This window comes from Paraburkholderia sp. SUR17 (assembly GCF_029536165.1).
Classification (GTDB): domain Bacteria; phylum Pseudomonadota; class Gammaproteobacteria; order Burkholderiales; family Burkholderiaceae; genus Paraburkholderia; species Paraburkholderia kururiensis.
Genome location: NZ_CP120508.1, coordinates 490,956 through 509,350, shown reverse-complemented (window position 1 = coordinate 509,350; position 18,395 = coordinate 490,956). Strand labels below are relative to the sequence as shown.

Sequence of the window (18,395 nt, the reverse complement as noted above, 5' to 3'; positions counted from 1 at the left end):
CCGCAACGGTCAACAGCCGGCAGCCAATGCAGCAAAGCAGCACCAGGCAGTAGCAAAGGGAACCCATACATGAACGTGACTGGCCGCGCGCCATCCGAAAGCGCTCGCGATCCGGCCATTGCGCCCGTGCTCGAACTCGATCGCGTCACCATCGAACTGGGTGGGCGCGTCATTCTGCGCGACACGAGCTTCACCGTGAACCAGGGCGAGTTCATTGGCGTGCTGGGGTCGAACGGCGCCGGCAAGACCACGTTGATGCGCGCCGTGCTCGGTCTCGTGCCCGCGGCGCAAGGCACGATTCGCGTACTGGGCGAGCCGGTGATGCGCGGTAACGCGTCGATCGGCTATATGCCGCAGACGCGCAGCGCGCTTGCCGGCCGGCGAATTCGCGGCCGCGAATTCGTCGCAATGGCCGCGGACGGTCACCGCTGGGGCCTGCCTCATGCGGATGCCGCCACGCGCGCCGACGTCGACCGCGTGCTCGAACTCGTGGGCGCCCGCTCGCTTGCGAAGCGTCCGCTCTTCGAGCTATCCGGTGGCGAGCGGCAGCGCCTGCTGCTCGCGCAATGCCTGCTCGGCAAACCGCAACTGCTGCTGCTCGACGAGCCGCTCATCAGCCTCGATCCACATCACCAGCGCAGCGTCGTCGAACTCGTACGCGAGGTGCAGCGCGAACTCGGCATCGCGGTGCTGTTTTCGGCGCATGAACTCAACCCGCTACTGAATGCGCTCGACCGCGTGCTGTATCTCGGCAACAGCGTGGCGGCGCTCGGCACCGTCGATGAAGTCATCACCGCGCCCGTGCTCACGCGGCTCTACGGTTCGCCCATCGACGTAATGCGCGTGAAGGGCCGCATCTTCGTGATGTCCGGCGACGTCGAAATCGAAAAACACGACCACGGCCACGAAGACGAGCACGAACATGCGCCGGGCCACGAAAGCCACCGCCACGATCACGGGCACGATCATGGTCACGGCAGCCATCCACACGATCACACGCACGATGTTTGAATACGACTTCATGGTGAACGCCTTCGCGGCGTCGGGGATTGTCGCGGTGCTGGCGGGCGTGGTCGGCTACTTCCTCGTGCTGCGGGGCCAGACGTTCGCGGGGCACGCGCTCTCGCACGTCGGCTTCACTGGTGCGACGGGTGCGGTGCTGCTCGGCATCTCGCCGCTCTGGGGCATGGTGGGCTTCACGTTCGCGGCGGGCATGTGCATGGGCGCACTGGGCGAACGGCTGGCCGGCCGCGACGTCGCGATCGGCGTCACGCTCTCACTCGCACTGGGCTTCGGGCTGCTGTTCCTGCACTTCTTCACGCAGTACGCAACGCAAGTGACGGCGCTGCTGTTCGGCAACGTGCTGGGCGTGAGCGGACCGACGCTCGTCGTGCTGGCGGCGCTCGCCGTGGTGAGTCTTGCCGCGCTGGCGGCCATCGCGCGGCCCTTGCTGTTTGCCTCGCTCCAGCCTGAGCTTGCGGAGGCGAAGGGCGTATCGCTGCGACTCGTCTCGACGCTGTTTCTCGCCGTGACGGCGCTCGCCGTGGCCGCGTGCACGCAGATCGTGGGCGTGCTGCTCGTGTTCACGCTGATGGTGGGCCCGGCTGCCGCGGCGCAAAACCTCACGACGCGGCTTTCCACCGGGCTTGCGCTCGCCGCGCTGTTCGCGCTCGCCCAGGCGTGGCTGGGCGTGACGCTCGCCTTCTATACCGACTGGCCCACGAGCTTCTGGATCACCGCGCTTGCGGCGGCGGTCTACGGTGCGAGCCTGTTGCGCAGGCGCTAGAAGTCAGACGCCGTCATATGCAGCCGCGCGCGGCGTGAGAGCCGCGCGCGCCTTCGGCTCTCAGCGACCTTCGGCAGCCTTCAACGACAGAGCGCCTTGGCGTGATGCGCCAGATGGTCTTCGATGAACGTCGAGATGAAGAAGTACCCGTGGTCATAGCCGGCATGCCGGCGCAGCGTGAGCGGCTGCCCCGCCTGCTTGCACGCGGCCTCGAACACGTCGGGATTGAGCTGGTTCGCAAGGAACTGATCGTCGAGCCCCTGATCGACCAGAATGCCCTCGCTAAACCGCGCGCCCAGCTTCGTTACGAGTTCGCTCGCGTCGTAGTCGCGCCACGCCTCGCGGTCGTCGCCCAGGTAGCCGCCGAACGCCTTCTCGCCCCACGGGCAGCGCATGGGCGCAGCAATGGGCGCAAACGCCGATACCGACCGATAGATCTCCGGATTGCGCAGCGCCAGCATCAGCGCACCGTGCCCGCCCATGGAATGACCGAAGATGCCGAGCCGCTCGCCGTCCACGGGCAATTCGGCCAGCACGGTCTGCCGCAACTCGTCGCGCACGTACGAGTACATGCGATAGTGCTTCGCCCACGGCTCGCGCGTGGCATCCACGTAGAAGCCCGCGCCCACGCCGAAGTCCCACGAATCGGTCTCGCCCGGCACACCGGCGCCGCGCGGACTCGTGTCCGGCGCGATCAGCGCGATGCCGTGCTGCGCCGCGAAGCGCTGCGCGCCGGCCTTGATCGGAAAAGTTTCTTCCGTGCAGGTGAGCCCGGCCAGATAGAACAGCGCGGGCACGCGCGGCGCGCCCGCCTGCAACGCCTGCGGCGGCAGGTAGACCGAGAAGCGCATCGGCAGCCCGATGGTCGCGGACGCGTGACGGTAGATGCGCTGCACGCCGCCGTGGCAGCCGTGCGTTTCAACGAGTTCCAGCATCGCGTGCTCCTGTCAGTACAGCACCACTGAACGGATCGACTCGCCCCGCTTCATCAGATCGAAGCCTTCGTTGATCTTCTCGAGCGGCAGCGTGTGCGTGATGAGGTCGTCGATGTTGAGCTTGCCTTCCATGTACCAGTCGACGATCTTCGGCACGTCCGTGCGGCCGCGCGCGCCGCCGAACGCCGAGCCCTTCCACTGGCGGCCCGTCACGAGCTGGAACGGACGCGTGCTGATTTCCTCGCCCGCCGCCGCCACGCCGATGATGAACGACTGCCCCCAGCCCTTGTGCGTGCATTCCAGCGCCTCACGCATCAGCTTCACGTTGCCCACGCACTCGAACGAGTAGTCGGCGCCGCCGTCGGTGAGTTGCACGATGTGATCGACCACGTTCTCCACCTCGTTCGGATTCACGAAGTGCGTCATACCGAACTTCTTCGCGAGTTCCACGCGCTTCGGGTTGATGTCGACACCGATGATCTTGTCCGCGCCCACCATCTTCGCGCCCTGGATCACGTTGAGGCCAATGCCGCCCAGCCCGAACACGACGACGTTCGCGCCCGCCTCGACCTTCGCCGAATAGACCACCGCGCCCACGCCCGTGGTCACGCCGCAGCCGATGTAGCAGACCTTGTCGAACGGTGCGTCTTCGCGGATCTTCGCCACCGCGATCTCGGGCACGACGATGTAGTTCGAGAACGTCGAGGTACCCATGTAGTGAAAGAGCGGCTTGCCGCCGAGCGAGAAGCGCGAGGTCGCGTCGGGCATCAAGCCCTTGCCCTGCGTGGCGCGAATGGCCTGGCACAGGTTCGTCTTGCGCGAGAGGCAAAACTTGCACTGACGGCATTCCGGCGTGTAGAGCGGAATCACGTGGTCGCCCTTCTTCAGCGTGCCGACGCCAGGCCCCACGTCCACGACGATGCCCGCGCCTTCGTGACCGAGAATCGCGGGGAAGAGCCCTTCGGGGTCGGCGCCCGAGAGCGTGTAGTAGTCGGTGTGGCAGATGCCGGTGGCCTTCACCTCGATCAGTACCTCGCCCGCGCGCGGGCCTTCGAGGTCGACTTCTTCGATCGTCAGCGGGGCGCCCGCCTTCCATGCAACGGCTGCTTTCGTCTTCATTGTGTTTCGCTCCTTTGAGTCGTTGAATTCGTGAGTGCCTGGCGCGCGTGTGACCTTACGCGCCAGGCTGTGTTTGTTGCTGCGGGTTCATGACGACGGCCCTGCGCCATCGAACCAGCCTTTCAGCCGGCCGTACAGATCGACGAAGCGGGCATAGCGTTCTTCCAGCCCGGCGCCGCCGCTGGGTGTGGCCACCCGTGTTGCCGCCGGCGCAAGTGCCGGCAGGTCGGCTGCGGACCAATGGCCACACGCAACGCCTCCCAGCATTGCCGCGCCACGCGCGGCGGCGTTCGGACTGTCCACGGCATGGAGTTCGGCCTGCAATGCGTCGGCGAGCAATTGACGCCAACGCGCATCCACCGATCCGCCGCCCGCGAGCCTGAGCGACGGCACCTCGGCGCCGCTCGCGCGAATCGCGTCGAGGCCCGCTCGCAGCGCAAATGCAACGCCTTCGAAGGCCGCGCGCATCATCGTGCCACGCGTATGTCCGAGCGCGAGGCCAAGCCAGCCGCCGCGTGCCGCGGGGTCGAGCCACGGCGAACGTTCGCCGGTCAGATAGGGCAAGAAGGTGAGGCCTCGCGCGGCGTCTGCCGCGAAGGCGTCGCGATAGGCGTCCTGCCACTCGTACGCGAGCCAGCCGCGCACAGCTTCCAGCGCCACGCCCACGTTTTGCATCGCGGCCATCCGGTACCAGTGGTCCGTCGCGGCACGGTAGGCATGCAGGCCGCGCACCTTCGCGGGCTCACGTGTCGACAGCACCACGATCTGGCCGCCCGTGCCCGTGGTAAGCAACGCATCGCCGTCGTTCGCGAGTCCGCTGCCGAGCGCGGCGCACGGGGTGTCGGCCGCGCCGATGGCGAGTGCGATGCCAGGCGTCAGCCCGAGCTGGCGTGCGGCTTCGTCGGCGAGCGTGCCGCCCGCGGCATACGACGGCGACAACGCCGCGAACCATCGACGCGGCAATCCGAGCGTGTCGAGCAGGTCGAGGTTCCATGTGCCGCCGGCGTCGGCGAGCGCGGTGGCGCAAGCGTCCGAAGGGTCGGCCGCTATCACGCCGCCCAGCGCGACGCGCAGCCAGTCTTTCGGTTGCAGCGCCCAGCGCGCGGCACGCAATGCATGCGGATCGTTGAGCGCGATCCAGCGCAGCAGCGGCCCCGCCATGCCAGGGGCGACAGGGTTCGGCTGCGGATCGGGCCATGCATCGAGCAGGGCGAGCGCGCGCGTGTCGGGCCAGAGCATGGCGGGACGCACGACGCGGCCCTCGTCATCGGTCAGCACTACGCCGTGCATCTGCCCCGAGAAACCGATGGCGCACACGGCAGCACGCTCGTCGGCGGGCAGCTTGCCGGCGGCCTCGCACAACGCGCGCCACCACGTGTCCACGGAGATCTCGGCCCAGCCCGGGTGCGGCGTCTCGATGCCATAGGCTACGCTGGACGCGGCACGCTCGCGACCTTCGGCATCGATGATCGCGAGCTTCAGCGAGCCGGTGCCCAGATCGATGCCGAGAAAGCGCGCAACGGGCAGGCTCATGAACGCTCCGTGAAGAAAAGTGACGACGATGATAACCACCCGGCAAGGGCCGCGTGACGAGATTCGCAAGCCGGAGCGCGAGGCACGGCGGCCACTTGCGTGCAGAAGATCGACGGACCGACGACCGTGCGGGACCGTCCGGGACCACCCATATGGCGCGCGGAATAGAGATCATAACGGTCACTGCACGCGCGTGGGCGCGGATCGTACGGCGTGCCGGCGCCTTGGACCTAGCTGGGACGTCATGGCGGCACCCGTGGGCCGCTTACGGTGCCGCGCAGATCTCTCGCGCTCGCCCGCCGCGCGGTGCCATATCGTCACCCGGAGGCGGGGAATAGAAACGAGCAGTCTTGTTGGGCCTTTTCGTCCGGCATACCGTGGAGGTCATTCCCAACGAGATGTGGAGACAGCCGCGATGCCCCCGAACACCGTCCATCCCTGCGACGAGCGACTGCCGGCCGGCCAGTTGCTCACGCTCGGCATTCAGCATGTGCTTGTCATGTATGCGGGCGCCGTTGCTGTGCCGCTCATTGTTGGCAGCGCGCTCAAGTTGCCGAAAGACCAGGTCGCGTTTCTCATCAGCGCCGACCTGTTCTCGTGCGGTATCGCCACCTTGATCCAGACGCTCGGTGTGTGGATCTTCGGCATTCGCCTGCCTGTCATCATGGGCTGTACGTTCGCGGCCGTGGGCCCCATGATCGCGATCGGCACGAATCCATCGCTGGGCATTCTCGACATCTTCGGCTCGACCATCGCGGCGGGCGTGATCGGCATTCTGCTTGCGCCCATGATCGGCAAGCTGCTGCGGCTCTTCCCGCCCGTGGTGGTGGGCACCGTGATTGCCGTGATCGGGCTTTCGCTGATGGAAGTGGGCATCAACTGGGCCGCGGGCGGCGTCGGTAATCCGGACTATGGCAACCCGGTCTATCTCGGTCTGTCGCTCGTAGTGCTGATGCTGATTCTGCTGATCAACCGGTTCGGCAAAGGCTTTGTGGCCAACATCTCGGTGCTGCTTGGCATGGTGGCCGGCTTCGTGATCGCCGCACTGCTGGGGCGCGTGAACATGGGCGGCGTGACGAGCGCGCCGTGGGTCGGCTTCGTCATGCCGTTCCACTTCGGGTTGCCGCACTTCGATCCGCTCTCTATCGCGACGATGGTGACGGTGATGTTCGTCACGTTCATCGAGTCGACCGGCATGTTCCTCGCGGTCGGCGACATGGTGGACCGTCCCGTCGATCAGGCAACGCTGGTGCGAGGACTGCGCGTGGATGGACTCGGCACGCTGATAGGCGGCATCTTCAACTCGTTCCCGCACACATCGTTCTCGCAAAACGTCGGGCTGATTGGTGTAACCGGCGTGAAGAGTCGCTTCGTCTGCGCGACCGGCGGCGTGATTCTGGTGCTGCTCGGGCTGTTCCCGAAGATGGCGCAGGTTGTGGCTTCCGTGCCGGCGTTCGTGCTGGGCGGCGCCGGCATCGTAATGTTCGGCATGGTGGCGGCTAACGGCATCAAGGTGCTCGCGAAGGTCGACTTCGTGAAGAACCACCACAATCTCTTCATCGTGGCCGTGAGCGTGGGCCTCGGGCTCGTGCCGGTCGTGTCGCCCCACTTCTTCTCGAAGCTGCCGCCTGCGCTCTCGCCCATCTTGCACAGCGGCATTCTGCTCGCGTCGCTTTCCGCGGTGCTGCTCAATCTCGTGTTCAACGGCGTGAAAAGTGAAAAAGCAGCGCAGTGCGAAATTCGACGCTCGGGACACGACTTCGACAGACGCGCCGCCGACGTGCATTGATCGTCTGCGTACCGCTACCCCACGAGCTGCGCCAACGCCCGGTTCATCTGCGGCTTGAGATCGCGTGCGTCTCTCGCCAGATTGATCTGCTTGGCCAGCTCCGCCACTTCCAGCACCTCGGGCTTGATGTCGTAGCCGCCGCGGTTATACAGCCAGCCCAGCACGTCCGCGAGATGCCACACCGAGGCGCTGCCTTCGTGAACCGGCATCGGAAAATTGTGTGCGTGACCGACCATGAGCTTGCGCATGTTCTGACGAGATACGCCCGCCACTTCCGCAACGTCGGTGAGCCCGACGAAGTCGGGTGCCGCCTCGATGAGACGCGCTGTGGGAATGGCGCGCTTCACGTCTTCCAGCGCGCTCACCAACGCCTCGCGCGCGCTCTTCGCTTCGCGCGTAAACAGCAACGCGATGCGACCCGGTTGCCCGATGCCAACCGTTGCGTCGTCGCAGCCTGCTTCGCCAAGCCGCTCGACGATCTCGTCGTAATCGAAATCTTGCGCAGCCAGCCGATACTTCAGCGTGAAAACGTATTCCATCTTTACTCCTGCTTTGTGCCGCACGTGTCCGCTTCCTTCGCCTCACGCTTTTGACGGTGCGTCGTGCAATTGTCGACGACCCGCCGCAAGTGCTTCGCATGATTGCCCGGATTCTTCGGCGTGCTCCAGATACTCGTGATGCAAAATTCGCCGCAACGGCATTCAGCGTCGTTATACGGACAGTACAACCTGCCCCACGCATGCCCCTTGCCGCCACTTTGCACACGCCAGCCCTGTTCTTCCGCGTAGGCCAGCGCCTCTTCTACGTCCTTTTTCGAGTGTGTTCCACGAACCATCAACGGCCTCAATTCTCCAGTGATCATTACTCGTTGTCAACTGACAACTATGATCAAACCGGACGTTTTGCGCGACGGCTTACGACTCGTTACGAGCCCCGCAAATCGATCCGATTGAAGGAGATGCTAGCCCCAGCAGACACCAAAATGATGGACTGCCAATCATGTTTAGCCATCCGGCCGAGGGTCCGGAGCAAGGTCTATAGTTAGTGGTCACATCGGTCCAAAAGAAAAAGCCCTCGCCAGTCATTTTGACCAACGAGGGCTTTTGTCTCTTTGTCTATCCACCTCAACCTGCGAGGTCTTCAACCCGTCATGCGCGACCGCGGATTTCCCGCTCTCGCACGACGCACTACGTCACGTATCCCGATCGCCGCACGTGGCGCGGCACCTCATCCCGCCGACGCGGACGAAGCCGCCACGGGCGCGCTCGCCGCGCCGTAGTCGACCGGTGCGTCTGCCGGACGCGGCGTCTCTCCTGCCCGTTCGATCCAGCCGCCGCCCAGCGCACGATACAGATCCACGAGGTTCGTCCACCGTGCAAGCCGTGCCGAGATCAGCGATTGCTGCGACGAGTACAGGTCCGTTTGCGCCGTCAGCACCGTCAGGTAGCTGTCCACGCCGTTGCGGTAACGCAGATCGGACAGATCCAGCCGACGCTGGTTGGCAAACGTGTTGCGCTCGAGTGCGGCGATCTGCTGATCGTAGGTGCCGCGCGCAGCGAGCCCGTCGGCCACTTCGCGGAACGCCGACTGGATCGCCTTCTCGTAGTTCGCAATCTCGATGCGCTTCTGCACGTTCGCGAGGTTCAGGTTCGCCACGTTCGCACCGCCCTGGAAGATCGGCAGCGTGACCTGCGGCACGAACGTCCAGGCCGCAGTGCCCGCCTTGAAGAGTCCGCCCAGCGTCAGGCTCTCGGTACCGAACGTGCTCGTGAGCGAGATCTTCGGAAAGAACGCGGCCCGCGCCGCGCCGATGTTCGCGTTCGCGGCGAGCAGCGTTTCCTCCGCTTCCATGATGTCGGGACGCCGCGTGAGCAGGTCCGACGGCAAACCGGCCGGAATGTCGGTCAGCAGGTTCTGCGCGCCAAGCGGCAAGCCTTGCGGCAGATCGCCTGGCAACGGCTCCCCGATCAGCAGAACAAGCGCGTTCTCCGCCTGCGCACGAGCACGCTCCTGAGCCTGCAGATTGGCCTTCGCCGTCTCGAGCACGCTCTCGGCCTGACGCAGATCGAGTTCCGTACCCGTGCCGTTTTCGAACTGCACCTTCGTCAGGTTGTACGAGTCCTGCGCCGTCTTGAGCGTGGACTGGGTCACCTGAAGCAGGTCGTCGTCGGCGAGCATGGTGAGGTACTGGTCCGCCACCTGCGACACGAGCGAAATTTCCGCTGCCTTGCGCGCCTGCGCCGTGGACAGGTATTGCGCAAGCGCCTGGTCCTTCAGGCTGCGGATGCGCCCCCAGAAGTCGATTTCCCACGACGCCGACAACCCGACGTTATAGACGCTGTACGGATTCGAGGGACCGGTCTGCAACGCACTGGGCACACGGGTGCGCGAGTCGGTTGCCACGCCGTTGATGGCGGGGAACAGGTCTGCGCGCGTGATCTGATACTGCGCCCGTGCGGCGTCGATGTTGAGCACCGAGACCCGCAGGTCCCGGTTGTTCTTGAGCGCGATTTCCACGAGCCGCTGCAGACGCGGATCGACGAAGAAGTCGCGCCAGCCGATGTCCGTGGCCGTAGCGCCGCTCGCGCTGCGCCCGTTCGTCGACGTGCCGCTCATGCCCGGCTGGGTCTCGTAGACGCCGCCGGTCGGGAACGACGACGCCACGGGCGCCGCTGGCCGCTCGTACCTCGGCGCCATCGTGCAGCCGGCGGCAAGCAAGGCGACCGCCGCTGCAATCAAAGCGTGTTTATGCATCTCAGTGTCCTTCCTTGCCCGAACCGTTGCCATCGTTGCCGCTACCGCCTTGCGGGCCGTGCGGGTGATGCTCGTCGTAATGGGCGAGCGCCTCGTCCGGATCTTCCTTCTCGCCGGCGAACCGCGCGCGGATCACCACGAAGAACATCGGGATCATGAAGATGGCGAGGAACGTCGCCGTCAGCATCCCGCCGATCACGCCGGTACCAATTGCGTGCTGGCTCGCCGAACCCGCGCCGTTACTGATGGCAAGCGGCAGCACGCCGAGAATGAACGCAAGCGACGTCATCAGGATAGGACGCAGCCGCAGCCGCGCGGCTTCCAGCGCCGCCTCGATCGGTCCCATGCCTTCACCCTGCTGCAGCTCGCGTGCGAACTCCACGATCAGAATCGCGTTCTTGGCCGACAGACCCACGGTGGTGAGCAGACCCACCTGGAAGAACACGTCGTTCTCGAGGCCGCGCAATGTCACCGCGAGCAGCGCACCGAGCACGCCGAGCGGCACCACCATGATCACCGCGAACGGAATCGACCAGCTCTCATAGAGCGCCGCGAGACACAGGAACACCACGAGGATCGAGATACCGTAAAGGATAGGCGCTTGCGAGCCGGACTGGATTTCCTGGAACGACAAGCCGGTCCACTCGTAGCCGATACCCGCGGGCAGCTTCGCCGCGATCTGCTGCATGGCCTGCATGGCCTGGCCGGTACTCTTGCCCGGCCCCGCCGCGCCCTGGATTTCGACCGACGAAATGCCGTTATAGCGTTCGAGCTTCGGCGAGCCGTAGGTCCAGTGGCCGGTGGCGAAGGAGCTGAACGGCACCATCCCGCCCGAGCCATTGCGCACGTACCAGATGTTCAGGTCACCCGGCGTCATGCGGAACGGCGCATCGCTTTGCACGTAGACCTTCTTGATCCGGTTGTCCGTATCGAGGAAGTTGTTCACGTACTGCGACGCCCACGCAATCGAGAACGTCTGGTCGACTGTGGATGCCGATACGCCCAGCGCCAGCGCCTTTTCACGGTCGATGTCCACCTTGAACTGTGGCGTGTCGTTCAGGCCGTTCGGACGCACGAGCGCGAGGTTCGGGTCCTTCGCGGCCATACCGAGCAGCTGGTTGCGAGCCGCCATGAGCGCCGTGTGCCCGAGGCCGCCGCGATCCTGCAGTTCGAAGTCGAAGCCCGAGGCCGTACCGAGTTCCGGAATGGACGGCGGATTCACCGGAATCACCATCGCATCCTTGTAACCCGCATAGCGCGCGAACATGCGGCCCACGAGCGCCTGCACCTTCTGGTCGGCGTGCTGCCGCTCGGAGTAGTCCTTCATCCGCACGAACACGAGGCCCGAGTTCTGGCCACGGCCCGCGAAGCTGAAGCCGTTCACCGTAAACACGGCTTCGACGATGCTCTTCTCGTCCGTGAGCAGGTAGTTCGAGATGTTCGCCAGCGTGCGCGCCGTGGTTTCCTGTGTCGAGCCGGACGGCGTCTGCACGAGCACGAACATCGAGCCCTGATCCTCGTCGGGCAGGAACGACTTGGGCAGGCGCACGAACAGTAGCCCCACCGCCACGATCACCACCAGATAGATCACGAGCCAGCAGCCCGAGCGCTTGATCACGTGGTGCACGCCCGTGTGGTACTTCTCGCGGCTCTTGTCGAAGGTGCGGTTGAACCAGCCGAAGAAGCCCTTCTTCTCTTCGTGGTGGCCCTTCGGAATCGGCTTGAGGATCGTTGCGCAGAGCGCCGGGGTCAGGATCAGCGCGACCAGCACGGAGAGCACCATGGCCGCCACGATCGTGAGCGAGAACTGCCGGTAGATGGCGCCCACCGAGCCGCCCGAGAATGCCACCGGCACGAACACGGCCGAAAGCACGAGCGCCACGCCCACCAGCGCGCCGGTGATCTGGTCCATTGCCTTGCGCGTTGCTTCACGCGGTGAGAGCCCTTCTTCGGCCATCACGCGCTCCACGTTCTCCACCACCACGATCGCATCGTCCACCAGCAGACCGATGGCGAGCACGAGGCCGAACATCGACAGCGTGTTGATGGAGAAACCCACCAGCGCCATGATCGCGAACGTGCCCAGGAGCACGACCGGCACCGCGATGGTCGGAATGAGCGTGGCGCGCAGGTTCTGCAGGAACAGGTACATCACGAGGAACACGAGGACGATACCTTCCAGCAGCGTCTTCACCACTTCCTCGATCGAAAGCCGCACGAACGGCGTCGTGTCGTACGGATACTTCACGACGAGGCCCGGCGGGAAGTACTTCGACAGCTCGTCGACCTTCTGGCGCACGAGCTTGGCCGTCTGCAGCGCGTTCGCGCCCGTGGCGAGCTGGATACCGAAGCCGGCCGTAGGCTGACCGTTGTACTTCGTGTCGAAGTTGTAGGTTTCGCCGCCCAGCTCGATGCGCGCCACGTCCTTCAGCCGCACCTGGGAGCCGTCCTGATTCACCTTCAGCAGGATGTTGCCGAACTGCTCGGGCGTGCGCAGCAACGTGGCCTCAGTGATGGTGGCCTGCAGCGCCTGGCCCGGCACGGCCGGTGTGCCGCCTAGCTGACCGGCGGACACCTGCACGTTCTGCGCCGAAATGGCGTTCGACACATCGACGGGCGTCAGGCTGTAGTTCGTCAGCTTGTTCGGGTCGAGCCAGATGCGCATGGCGTACTGCGAGCCGAACAGCGTCACCGTGCCCACGCCGTCGATCCGGCTGATCGGGTCCTGGACGTTCGACGCGACGTAGTTCGCCAGATCGTAGCGGCTCATGCTGCCGTTTTCGGAGTTGAAGGCGAGCACGAGCAGGAAGCTGCTGCTCGACTTCGTCACCTTCGTGCCGAGCTGCTGCACGACCTGCGGCAGAAGCGGCGTGGCGAGCTGCAGCTTGTTCTGCACCTGCACCTGCGCGATGTCGGGGTTGGTACCCGCGGCGAACGTGAGCGTGATGGTGGCCGTGCCGGAGTCGTCGGACGTGGAGGACAGATACAGCAGGTGGTCGAGACCGCTCATCTGCTGCTCGATCACCTGCGTGACGGTGTTTTGCACCGTGTCCGCCGAGGCGCCCGGATAGCTCGCGCTGATCTGGACCGCGGGCGGCGCAATGGTCGGATATTGCGCCACCGGCAAGGTGAAGATCGACGCGATGCCGGCGAGCATCAAGATGATGGCGATCACCCACGCGAAGATCGGGCGATCGATAAAGAACTTTGCCATGAAGCAGGCTCCCTGTTATTACGCGCCCGACGCAGCAGACGCCGCGGAAGCAGCGGCACCTGGCTGCGCGGCGGAACCGGCGGCAGCGCCCGAGCCCGCGGCGGCACCCGTTGCACCCGGTGCGCCTGGCACACCTGGCGCCCCGCCCGCTTGCGCCCCAGAGGCCGGCGCGGCCGGCAACTGCGCCGGCACGGCCTTCACCTCGGCGCCCGGACGAACCTTCTCGGTGCCCTGGACGATCACACGATCACCCGGGTTCAGCCCGCTCTCGACGATCCAGTTCGTGCCTTGCGTGCCGCCCGTCACGATGGTGCGGATCGCCACCTTGTTGTCGGCGCCCACCACGAGTGTCGTGGCCTGGCCCGACGCGTTGTGCGTCACGCCCACCTGCGGCACGAGGAAGGCGTTTTCGTTCATGCCCTCTTCGATGCGCGCGCGCACGAACATGCCGGGCAGCAGCACGCGGTCGGGGTTCGGGAAGATGGCGCGAACCGTGACCGAACCGGTGGTCTGGTCGACGGTGACGTCCGAGAACTGGAGCTTGCCGGGCTGCGAATAGGCGCGGCCGTCTTCCAGCAGCAGCGTGACCTTGGCGGCATGCGGACCGGCGGTCTTGATCTTGCCTTCCTGAATCTGCCGGCGCAGCTCGAGCCCTTCGAGGCTCGACTGCGTGAGATCGACGTAGACGGGATCGATCTGCTGCACGGTGGACATCAGCGTGGCCGCGCTCGCCTGCACGTAAGCGCCCGGCGTGACCTGCGAGATGCCGACCTGGCCCGTGATGGGCGAGGTCACATCCGTATAGCCCAGATTGATCTGGGCCGTTTCGACCGCGGCCTTGCCCGAAGCGACGTCCGCGGCGGCCTGCCCTTGCGCGGCCACGGCGTCGTCGTAGTTCTGCTTGCTCACGGCGTTCGCCGCGACGAGCACCTTGTAGCGCGCCACCAACGCGTTCTGCGTGGCGAGGTTCGCCTGCGCCTTCGCGAGCGTCGCCTTCGCGCTATTGAGCGAAGCGATGTAAGGCGCCGGATCGATCTTGTACAGGCGCTGGCCGGCCTTCACGATGCTGCCTTCGGTGAATTCCCGGCGCAGCACGATGCCGTCCACCCGCGCGCGCACCTGCGCGACGAGGTAGGCGCTCGTGCGGCCCGGCAATTCCGTGGTGACCGGCACGGCGGTCGGCTGGACCGTCACCACGCCGACCTCGGGAGTTTGTTGCGGCGGTGCCGATTGTTTTTGTCCGCATGCTGCCAACACCACGGCAGCGGTCGCGACACTGATTAAGCGGAATGGAACCCGTTCGACGCGCATGGAGCAACCTCTGTCTATGACTGGGAACACAAAAAGTGCGTCCGTCTCGTGCGGGAGACGGGCACGCACACAAGCGTGTGAGACGACACAGTGACCGGACGCCTGAAGGCGATCACGCAGGGATATCGGGTGGAGCTCCCCGACTGAAAGGGAGACACCCATGCGCCGCCGGAACCGGCCGGCGCGAATACTTCCGTAAGCAACAGTGACGGATATTAACCGATTACCGGGTCATCCCTGCCTCGGCAACCGGCCGATGGGGTGCTATTATAGATACATTCATGAACGAATGTAAAAGCGTGGATGGGTGGCGAGCACAAAATTTCCGCCCGATTGTTTCGCTTTCTTGTGTCGCAACAATCCAATTGTTGCGACGATCGTTCAAGCAGCCCCCGCAGCAACGCAATCAGAGCAGGTCAGACGATTATGGTTCGACGTACGAAAGAGGAAGCGCTGGAAACACGCAACGGCATCCTCGACGCCGCGGAGCGCGTCTTCTTCGAGAAGGGCGTGTCGCGCACTTCGCTCGCCGACATCGCTCACGCCGCCGGCGTCACGCGCGGTGCCATCTACTGGCACTTCGCCAACAAGGGCGACCTGTTCACCGCCATGTTCGATCGCGTGCTGCTGCCGTTCGACGAACTGAAGGCCGCGTCGCGCGACCCCAGCGAACCCGATCCGCTCGGCCGCATACGCGACCTGTGCGTGCTATGCCTGCACGGCACGGCCACCGACGAACATCGTCGGCGCGTGTTCGACATCCTGTTTCTGAAGTGCGAGTTCGTGGAAGAAATGGGTCCGGTCGTGGAACGTCACCAGACCAACATACGAGAAGCGCTCGTCAACATCGAAGGCGGTTTGCTCAATGCCATGTCCAAGGGGCAGCTGCCCGCGGATCTCGATGCCGCGCGCGCGGCACGGCTGCTTCATTCGGTGATTGGCGGCGCGCTGCGCGACATGCTGATGTCGCCCGATCTGTTCGACATGGCCCAAGGCGCCGAGCGCACCGTCGATGCCATGCTCGACGCGATCCGCTACAGCCCTGCGTTGCGGGTTGCGCCCGCACCATCCACGGACCGGCCGGTAGCCTGAACGCCGACGGCTCGCCGGGCGCGCGCCCGGCAGCCGCTGCAGCCAACGCGCCGCTCAGGCGGCTTCGCGCCCGGCCCGCGCTTTCTGGTTCGAGGCGTAGATGGTGCCGCGCTCGAGCGGCGCGCCGGCCTCCACCGCCGCGATCCACTCGTCGGTGTTCGCCACCGCCGCAAAGCGCGACTGGAACACCACGCAGAACACGCGATGAATCTCCTCCGCCGAAGCGAAACCCGCCCCGTTCTCGTACGGCAATGACCCCGTTGCATCGGCGAGAAATTCCACCGTCAGGCCCGCGTGGACAGCATGGTAGACGGTGGACGCATCGCAGTTGTGCGTCATGTACCCGACGACGGTGAGCGTGTCGATCTCGCGGGCGGCCAGCCAGTCGGCGAGGTCCGTGCCGGCAAATGCGCTTGGCAGCGACTTCTCGACGTAGTGGTCATGCGCGCGCGACGCCACCACCTCGTGCAGTTCCGCGCCGCGGCTGCCGCGAGCGAAGATCGGCGCACCGGCAGGCGCAAAGTTCTGCACGACGATCACGGGCACGCGCGCCGAACGGGCGGCGTCGATGGCGCGGCCGATGTTCGCAAGCGAGTGGTTGATGTTGGGATACTCGATCAGCAGGTTGCCATCGACGTACTCGTTCTGTACGTCGATAACGATGAGCGCGCGACGGGGCGGCAGCGACATGGAAACGCTCCTTGCGTAACGGGATAGGTGTGCGGCGGGCAGCATGCCAGAGCGCACGCGACGGCTCAAGTTCAAAGCGCCCGAGTCCTCGGCGCGTTCACCCTTGCGCGAACCAGCGCGCCACGTACAACAGCAGCGCGACGAAGAAAATCATGGCGGCCCAGGCCCAGGTCGGCACCGCATGCGGCGCACTTTCGTGGCGCAGCGTGCTCGCGGCGCGTCCGCTCAACGTGCCGCCGTGTTGGGCGAGATGCGCGCGGCGGGCGACACCCGCGAGACTGATGGGTCGAAGGAACACATGCTGACGCCGCGCCGTCGTGCCGCGCGCGCGGTTCGGCCCCTGGCCGTGCTTGGCTTGAACGACTGCGCAGAACTCGGTGAAGAAGTCGTCGGCGAGATCGTGCAGCGCATTTTCGAGTTGCCGCGGCGGCAACTGCGCAAGCGGTCCCGCGAGCGTCGCCCACACCGAGTAATCGACGCGCGTGCTCGCACCCTTCGAGAGACCCGCCGGCCCCGCGGGATGGTCGTCCGCACGCAGCGAGACGTCGATCTGCCCGCGCAGCGAGCCGACGCCGTCGGCACGCGCCTTGAAGCTCAACGTACGTTCAGGCGCATAGGGCTCCTGCCCTTCCTTCGGCACCACATGCACGCGGACTTCGTAGCGCGCGCGCAGCGGCCCGAGCGGCACGGTCAGCGTGAGTTCGTATTCGCCGGGCCCGAGCTGGCGGAACGACTCGCAGTTCTCCATGCTTGCGCGCAGCAGGGCGATATCCTGCAGCGCGTCCCATACGGCGGACGGGGCGAGTGGAATCCGTAACGCGTCGTTCAGTTCCATGGCGGCCTCCCCCTTTTCTCCCCCTTCAGCGCGCGGCCTCGCCGATCACGATGTCTGGTCGATGCGATCGACGCGCGAAGCGTAAAACGCCAGATAGCCCGTAATGTCCTTCACCTTCTCGAACGGTTGCTCGTAGCTCCACGCGGCGTTTTCGATCAAGCCGTCTTCGGTACGCAGATGGAAGTACGAGGCGTTGCCCTTGTACGGACAGTGCGATGTGTGATCGGAACGCTCGAGCCGCGCCATGTTGACGTCGGCGCGCGGGAAATAAAAGACGTCGGGCAGCCCGCTCTCGGAAAGCGTGAGCCCCTGATGCGTGTCGGCCACGGTGATGCCCTGATGGATGACTCGCACGCGATGAGAATTGGCCGCAATATCGATGCGATGATCGGCAGCCGGTTCCACAGCCATATTCGATCCCCTGTTCGTCAACAGTCGCCGCCGCGTCGCAGGCGTCGGCATGTTGCAGCGCCGCACCGACGGGCGCCTTTGCCGGGGCGTCCGCGCGGCATGCAAGACACTGCGCCAACGCACGCATGCTGCGGCACACCAAACGAAAAAGCCACGCTGCAAATTCGTGGCTTCATTATCGACGAAAGTTAAATCGGCTGCGCGGCGTTCATGCGCGCAGCCGCACGAACCAGCGCACCTACTGCGTGTTCCAGTGGAAGCCGGCGCGGGCCGTGCCCTTGGCCGGTATCGTCACGGCGCTCACCTTTTCCTCGCCCTTGTAGCTTGCGTGCACGGTGTAACGGCCGGGACGCAGCCGCACCAGCATGAACGGGCCGCGCGAAGTGGTGGAGAGTGCGTCGCCGCCGTGCGAATCGACGATGCGCACGCGCACATCCGCGAGATAGTCCGCTGTGGGGCCGGTGAAGCGCAAGGCGAGCGGCCACTCGCTCTGCGCGCGCTCAAGCGCCTTCGATTCGTCCAGACCCACGCCGCCCGAGACGAACGACACGTCGCCCTGCTGCTGGACTTGCGGCAGACCACCGCCGTTGGCGTTGCCCGCGCTCGTGTTGTCGGTGGTGCTGCCACCCGTCACGTCGCTGGCCTGGGACCAGGCAGAGGTGGCGAAGCCGCCCGACGCAATGGTGGCCAGCCCGGCTACGGCGGCCACCGCGGCGAAGGATCGTAGTTTGCGTTGGGTATTCATCTTTTACGCTCCTGACGTGGTTGTTGGCTTCAGCCGGACATAGCCGCACATGGCATGCCCGCCTCCTGTCAAAACCTTACGTTGGACCGACCGGCGGTTCGTCGGCCGGGTTCCCAAAGCGTCACGGGAAGATGTAACGCGGTGCAACCGGGCGAACGGACTGCGGATTGCCCCGTCCGCC

The 18,395-nt window shown here is 65.4% G+C and carries 16 protein-coding genes; 4 read left to right on the top strand and 12 right to left on the bottom strand.

The features are described from left to right. Positions 1-69: 69 nt before the first annotated feature. Both P2869_RS02305 and P2869_RS02300 read left to right on the top strand, forming a co-directional pair. Entirely contained in the window at positions 70-1,011 is a 942-nt protein-coding gene (locus P2869_RS02305; RefSeq protein ID WP_199541663.1) for an ABC transporter ATP-binding protein, read from the top strand. Next, complete coding sequence (locus P2869_RS02300) at positions 1,004-1,786, top strand: metal ABC transporter permease (RefSeq protein WP_026121045.1); 783 nt, start codon at positions 1,004-1,006, stop codon at positions 1,784-1,786. The genes P2869_RS02305 and P2869_RS02300 overlap by 8 nt, the downstream gene beginning before the upstream one ends. A gap of 80 nt (positions 1,787-1,866) precedes the next feature. Here P2869_RS02300 and fghA read toward each other — a convergent pair whose 3' ends face one another. The 3 genes from fghA to P2869_RS02285 form a co-directional block, all read right to left on the bottom strand. Then, complete coding sequence (fghA, locus tag P2869_RS02295) at positions 1,867-2,721, bottom strand: S-formylglutathione hydrolase (RefSeq protein ID WP_277597344.1); 855 nt, start codon at positions 2,719-2,721, stop codon at positions 1,867-1,869. Positions 2,722-2,733: 12 nt separating this feature from the next. Further along, complete coding sequence (locus P2869_RS02290; protein WP_042299558.1) at positions 2,734-3,840, bottom strand: S-(hydroxymethyl)glutathione dehydrogenase/class III alcohol dehydrogenase; 1,107 nt, start codon at positions 3,838-3,840, stop codon at positions 2,734-2,736. Positions 3,841-3,927: 87 nt separating this feature from the next. Then, complete coding sequence (locus P2869_RS02285) at positions 3,928-5,373, bottom strand: FGGY family carbohydrate kinase (RefSeq protein ID WP_277597343.1); 1,446 nt, start codon at positions 5,371-5,373, stop codon at positions 3,928-3,930. 415 nt (positions 5,374-5,788) lie between these two features. On the opposite strand from P2869_RS02285, the gene P2869_RS02280 reads away from it, so the two are divergent. Then, complete coding sequence (locus tag P2869_RS02280; protein ID WP_277597342.1) at positions 5,789-7,162, top strand: nucleobase:cation symporter-2 family protein; 1,374 nt, start codon at positions 5,789-5,791, stop codon at positions 7,160-7,162. 14 nt (positions 7,163-7,176) lie between these two features. Here the strand turns inward: P2869_RS02280 and P2869_RS02275 are convergent, their stop codons facing one another. The 5 genes from P2869_RS02275 to P2869_RS02255 all read right to left on the bottom strand — a co-directional run bounded on the left by P2869_RS02275 (position 7,177) and on the right by P2869_RS02255 (position 14,441). Then, positions 7,177-7,701: a DNA-binding protein gene (locus P2869_RS02275; protein WP_126876765.1), complete on the bottom strand. Its 525-nt coding sequence runs from the start codon at positions 7,699-7,701 to the stop codon at positions 7,177-7,179. A 2-nt stretch (positions 7,702-7,703) separates the two neighbouring features. After that, entirely contained in the window at positions 7,704-7,997 is a 294-nt protein-coding gene (locus tag P2869_RS02270; protein ID WP_017772833.1) for a hypothetical protein, read from the bottom strand. 392 nt (positions 7,998-8,389) lie between these two features. Further along, positions 8,390-9,916, bottom strand: a complete 1,527-nt coding sequence (locus P2869_RS02265; RefSeq protein ID WP_126876764.1) for an efflux transporter outer membrane subunit — start codon at positions 9,914-9,916, stop codon at positions 8,390-8,392. Between the two features lies 1 nt (position 9,917). Further along, on the bottom strand, positions 9,918-13,130 hold the full coding sequence (locus tag P2869_RS02260; protein WP_277597341.1) for an efflux RND transporter permease subunit: 3,213 nt from the start codon (positions 13,128-13,130) through the stop codon (positions 9,918-9,920). 18 nt (positions 13,131-13,148) lie between these two features. Beyond that, a complete protein-coding gene (locus P2869_RS02255; protein ID WP_277597340.1) occupies positions 13,149-14,441 on the bottom strand; it encodes an efflux RND transporter periplasmic adaptor subunit in 1,293 nt (430 codons plus the stop codon). Between the two features lie 426 nt (positions 14,442-14,867). Between P2869_RS02255 and P2869_RS02250 the strand changes: the two genes are divergently transcribed. Beyond that, positions 14,868-15,533 carry a TetR family transcriptional regulator gene (locus P2869_RS02250; RefSeq protein WP_199541670.1) on the top strand — a complete coding sequence of 222 codons (666 nt, stop codon included), beginning with the start codon at positions 14,868-14,870 and terminating at the stop codon, positions 15,531-15,533. Between the two features lie 54 nt (positions 15,534-15,587). On the opposite strand, the gene P2869_RS02245 is transcribed toward P2869_RS02250, so the two are convergent. From P2869_RS02245 to P2869_RS02230, 4 genes are all read right to left on the bottom strand, one after another. Beyond that, entirely contained in the window at positions 15,588-16,223 is a 636-nt protein-coding gene (locus P2869_RS02245) for a cysteine hydrolase family protein (protein WP_277597339.1), read from the bottom strand. A 97-nt stretch (positions 16,224-16,320) separates the two neighbouring features. Next, a complete protein-coding gene (locus tag P2869_RS02240; protein ID WP_017772828.1) occupies positions 16,321-17,058 on the bottom strand; it encodes an SRPBCC domain-containing protein in 738 nt (245 codons plus the stop codon). A gap of 45 nt (positions 17,059-17,103) precedes the next feature. After that, positions 17,104-17,469, bottom strand: a complete 366-nt coding sequence (locus P2869_RS02235) for a DUF427 domain-containing protein (RefSeq protein WP_033350233.1) — start codon at positions 17,467-17,469, stop codon at positions 17,104-17,106. Between the two features lie 238 nt (positions 17,470-17,707). Continuing rightward, the gene (locus P2869_RS02230) at positions 17,708-18,214 is read right to left on the bottom strand and encodes a carboxypeptidase-like regulatory domain-containing protein (RefSeq protein WP_277597338.1); all 507 of its coding nucleotides are present in this window, start codon (positions 18,212-18,214) and stop codon (positions 17,708-17,710) included. Between the last annotated feature and the right edge of the window lie 181 nt (positions 18,215-18,395).

What these genes read in the sequence shown, in the direction of transcription:
- P2869_RS02305 (WP_199541663.1), top strand. Translation starts at nt 70, where the DNA reads ATGAACGTGACTGGCCGCGCGCCATCCGAAAGCGCTCGCGATCCGGCC.
- P2869_RS02300 (WP_026121045.1), top strand. Translation starts at nt 1,004, where the DNA reads ATGTTTGAATACGACTTCATGGTGAACGCCTTCGCGGCGTCGGGGATT.
- fghA (WP_277597344.1), bottom strand. Translation starts at nt 2,721, where the DNA reads ATGCTGGAACTCGTTGAAACGCACGGCTGCCACGGCGGCGTGCAGCGC.
- P2869_RS02290 (WP_042299558.1), bottom strand. Translation starts at nt 3,840, where the DNA reads ATGAAGACGAAAGCAGCCGTTGCATGGAAGGCGGGCGCCCCGCTGACG.
- P2869_RS02285 (WP_277597343.1), bottom strand. Translation starts at nt 5,373, where the DNA reads ATGAGCCTGCCCGTTGCGCGCTTTCTCGGCATCGATCTGGGCACCGGC.
- P2869_RS02280 (WP_277597342.1), top strand. Translation starts at nt 5,789, where the DNA reads ATGCCCCCGAACACCGTCCATCCCTGCGACGAGCGACTGCCGGCCGGC.
- P2869_RS02275 (WP_126876765.1), bottom strand. Translation starts at nt 7,701, where the DNA reads ATGGAATACGTTTTCACGCTGAAGTATCGGCTGGCTGCGCAAGATTTC.
- P2869_RS02270 (WP_017772833.1), bottom strand. Translation starts at nt 7,997, where the DNA reads ATGGTTCGTGGAACACACTCGAAAAAGGACGTAGAAGAGGCGCTGGCC.
- P2869_RS02265 (WP_126876764.1), bottom strand. Translation starts at nt 9,916, where the DNA reads ATGCATAAACACGCTTTGATTGCAGCGGCGGTCGCCTTGCTTGCCGCC.
- P2869_RS02260 (WP_277597341.1), bottom strand. Translation starts at nt 13,130, where the DNA reads ATGGCAAAGTTCTTTATCGATCGCCCGATCTTCGCGTGGGTGATCGCC.
- P2869_RS02255 (WP_277597340.1), bottom strand. Translation starts at nt 14,441, where the DNA reads ATGCGCGTCGAACGGGTTCCATTCCGCTTAATCAGTGTCGCGACCGCT.
- P2869_RS02250 (WP_199541670.1), top strand. Translation starts at nt 14,868, where the DNA reads ATGGTTCGACGTACGAAAGAGGAAGCGCTGGAAACACGCAACGGCATC.
- P2869_RS02245 (WP_277597339.1), bottom strand. Translation starts at nt 16,223, where the DNA reads ATGTCGCTGCCGCCCCGTCGCGCGCTCATCGTTATCGACGTACAGAAC.
- P2869_RS02240 (WP_017772828.1), bottom strand. Translation starts at nt 17,058, where the DNA reads ATGGAACTGAACGACGCGTTACGGATTCCACTCGCCCCGTCCGCCGTA.
- P2869_RS02235 (WP_033350233.1), bottom strand. Translation starts at nt 17,469, where the DNA reads ATGGCTGTGGAACCGGCTGCCGATCATCGCATCGATATTGCGGCCAAT.
- P2869_RS02230 (WP_277597338.1), bottom strand. Translation starts at nt 18,214, where the DNA reads ATGAATACCCAACGCAAACTACGATCCTTCGCCGCGGTGGCCGCCGTA.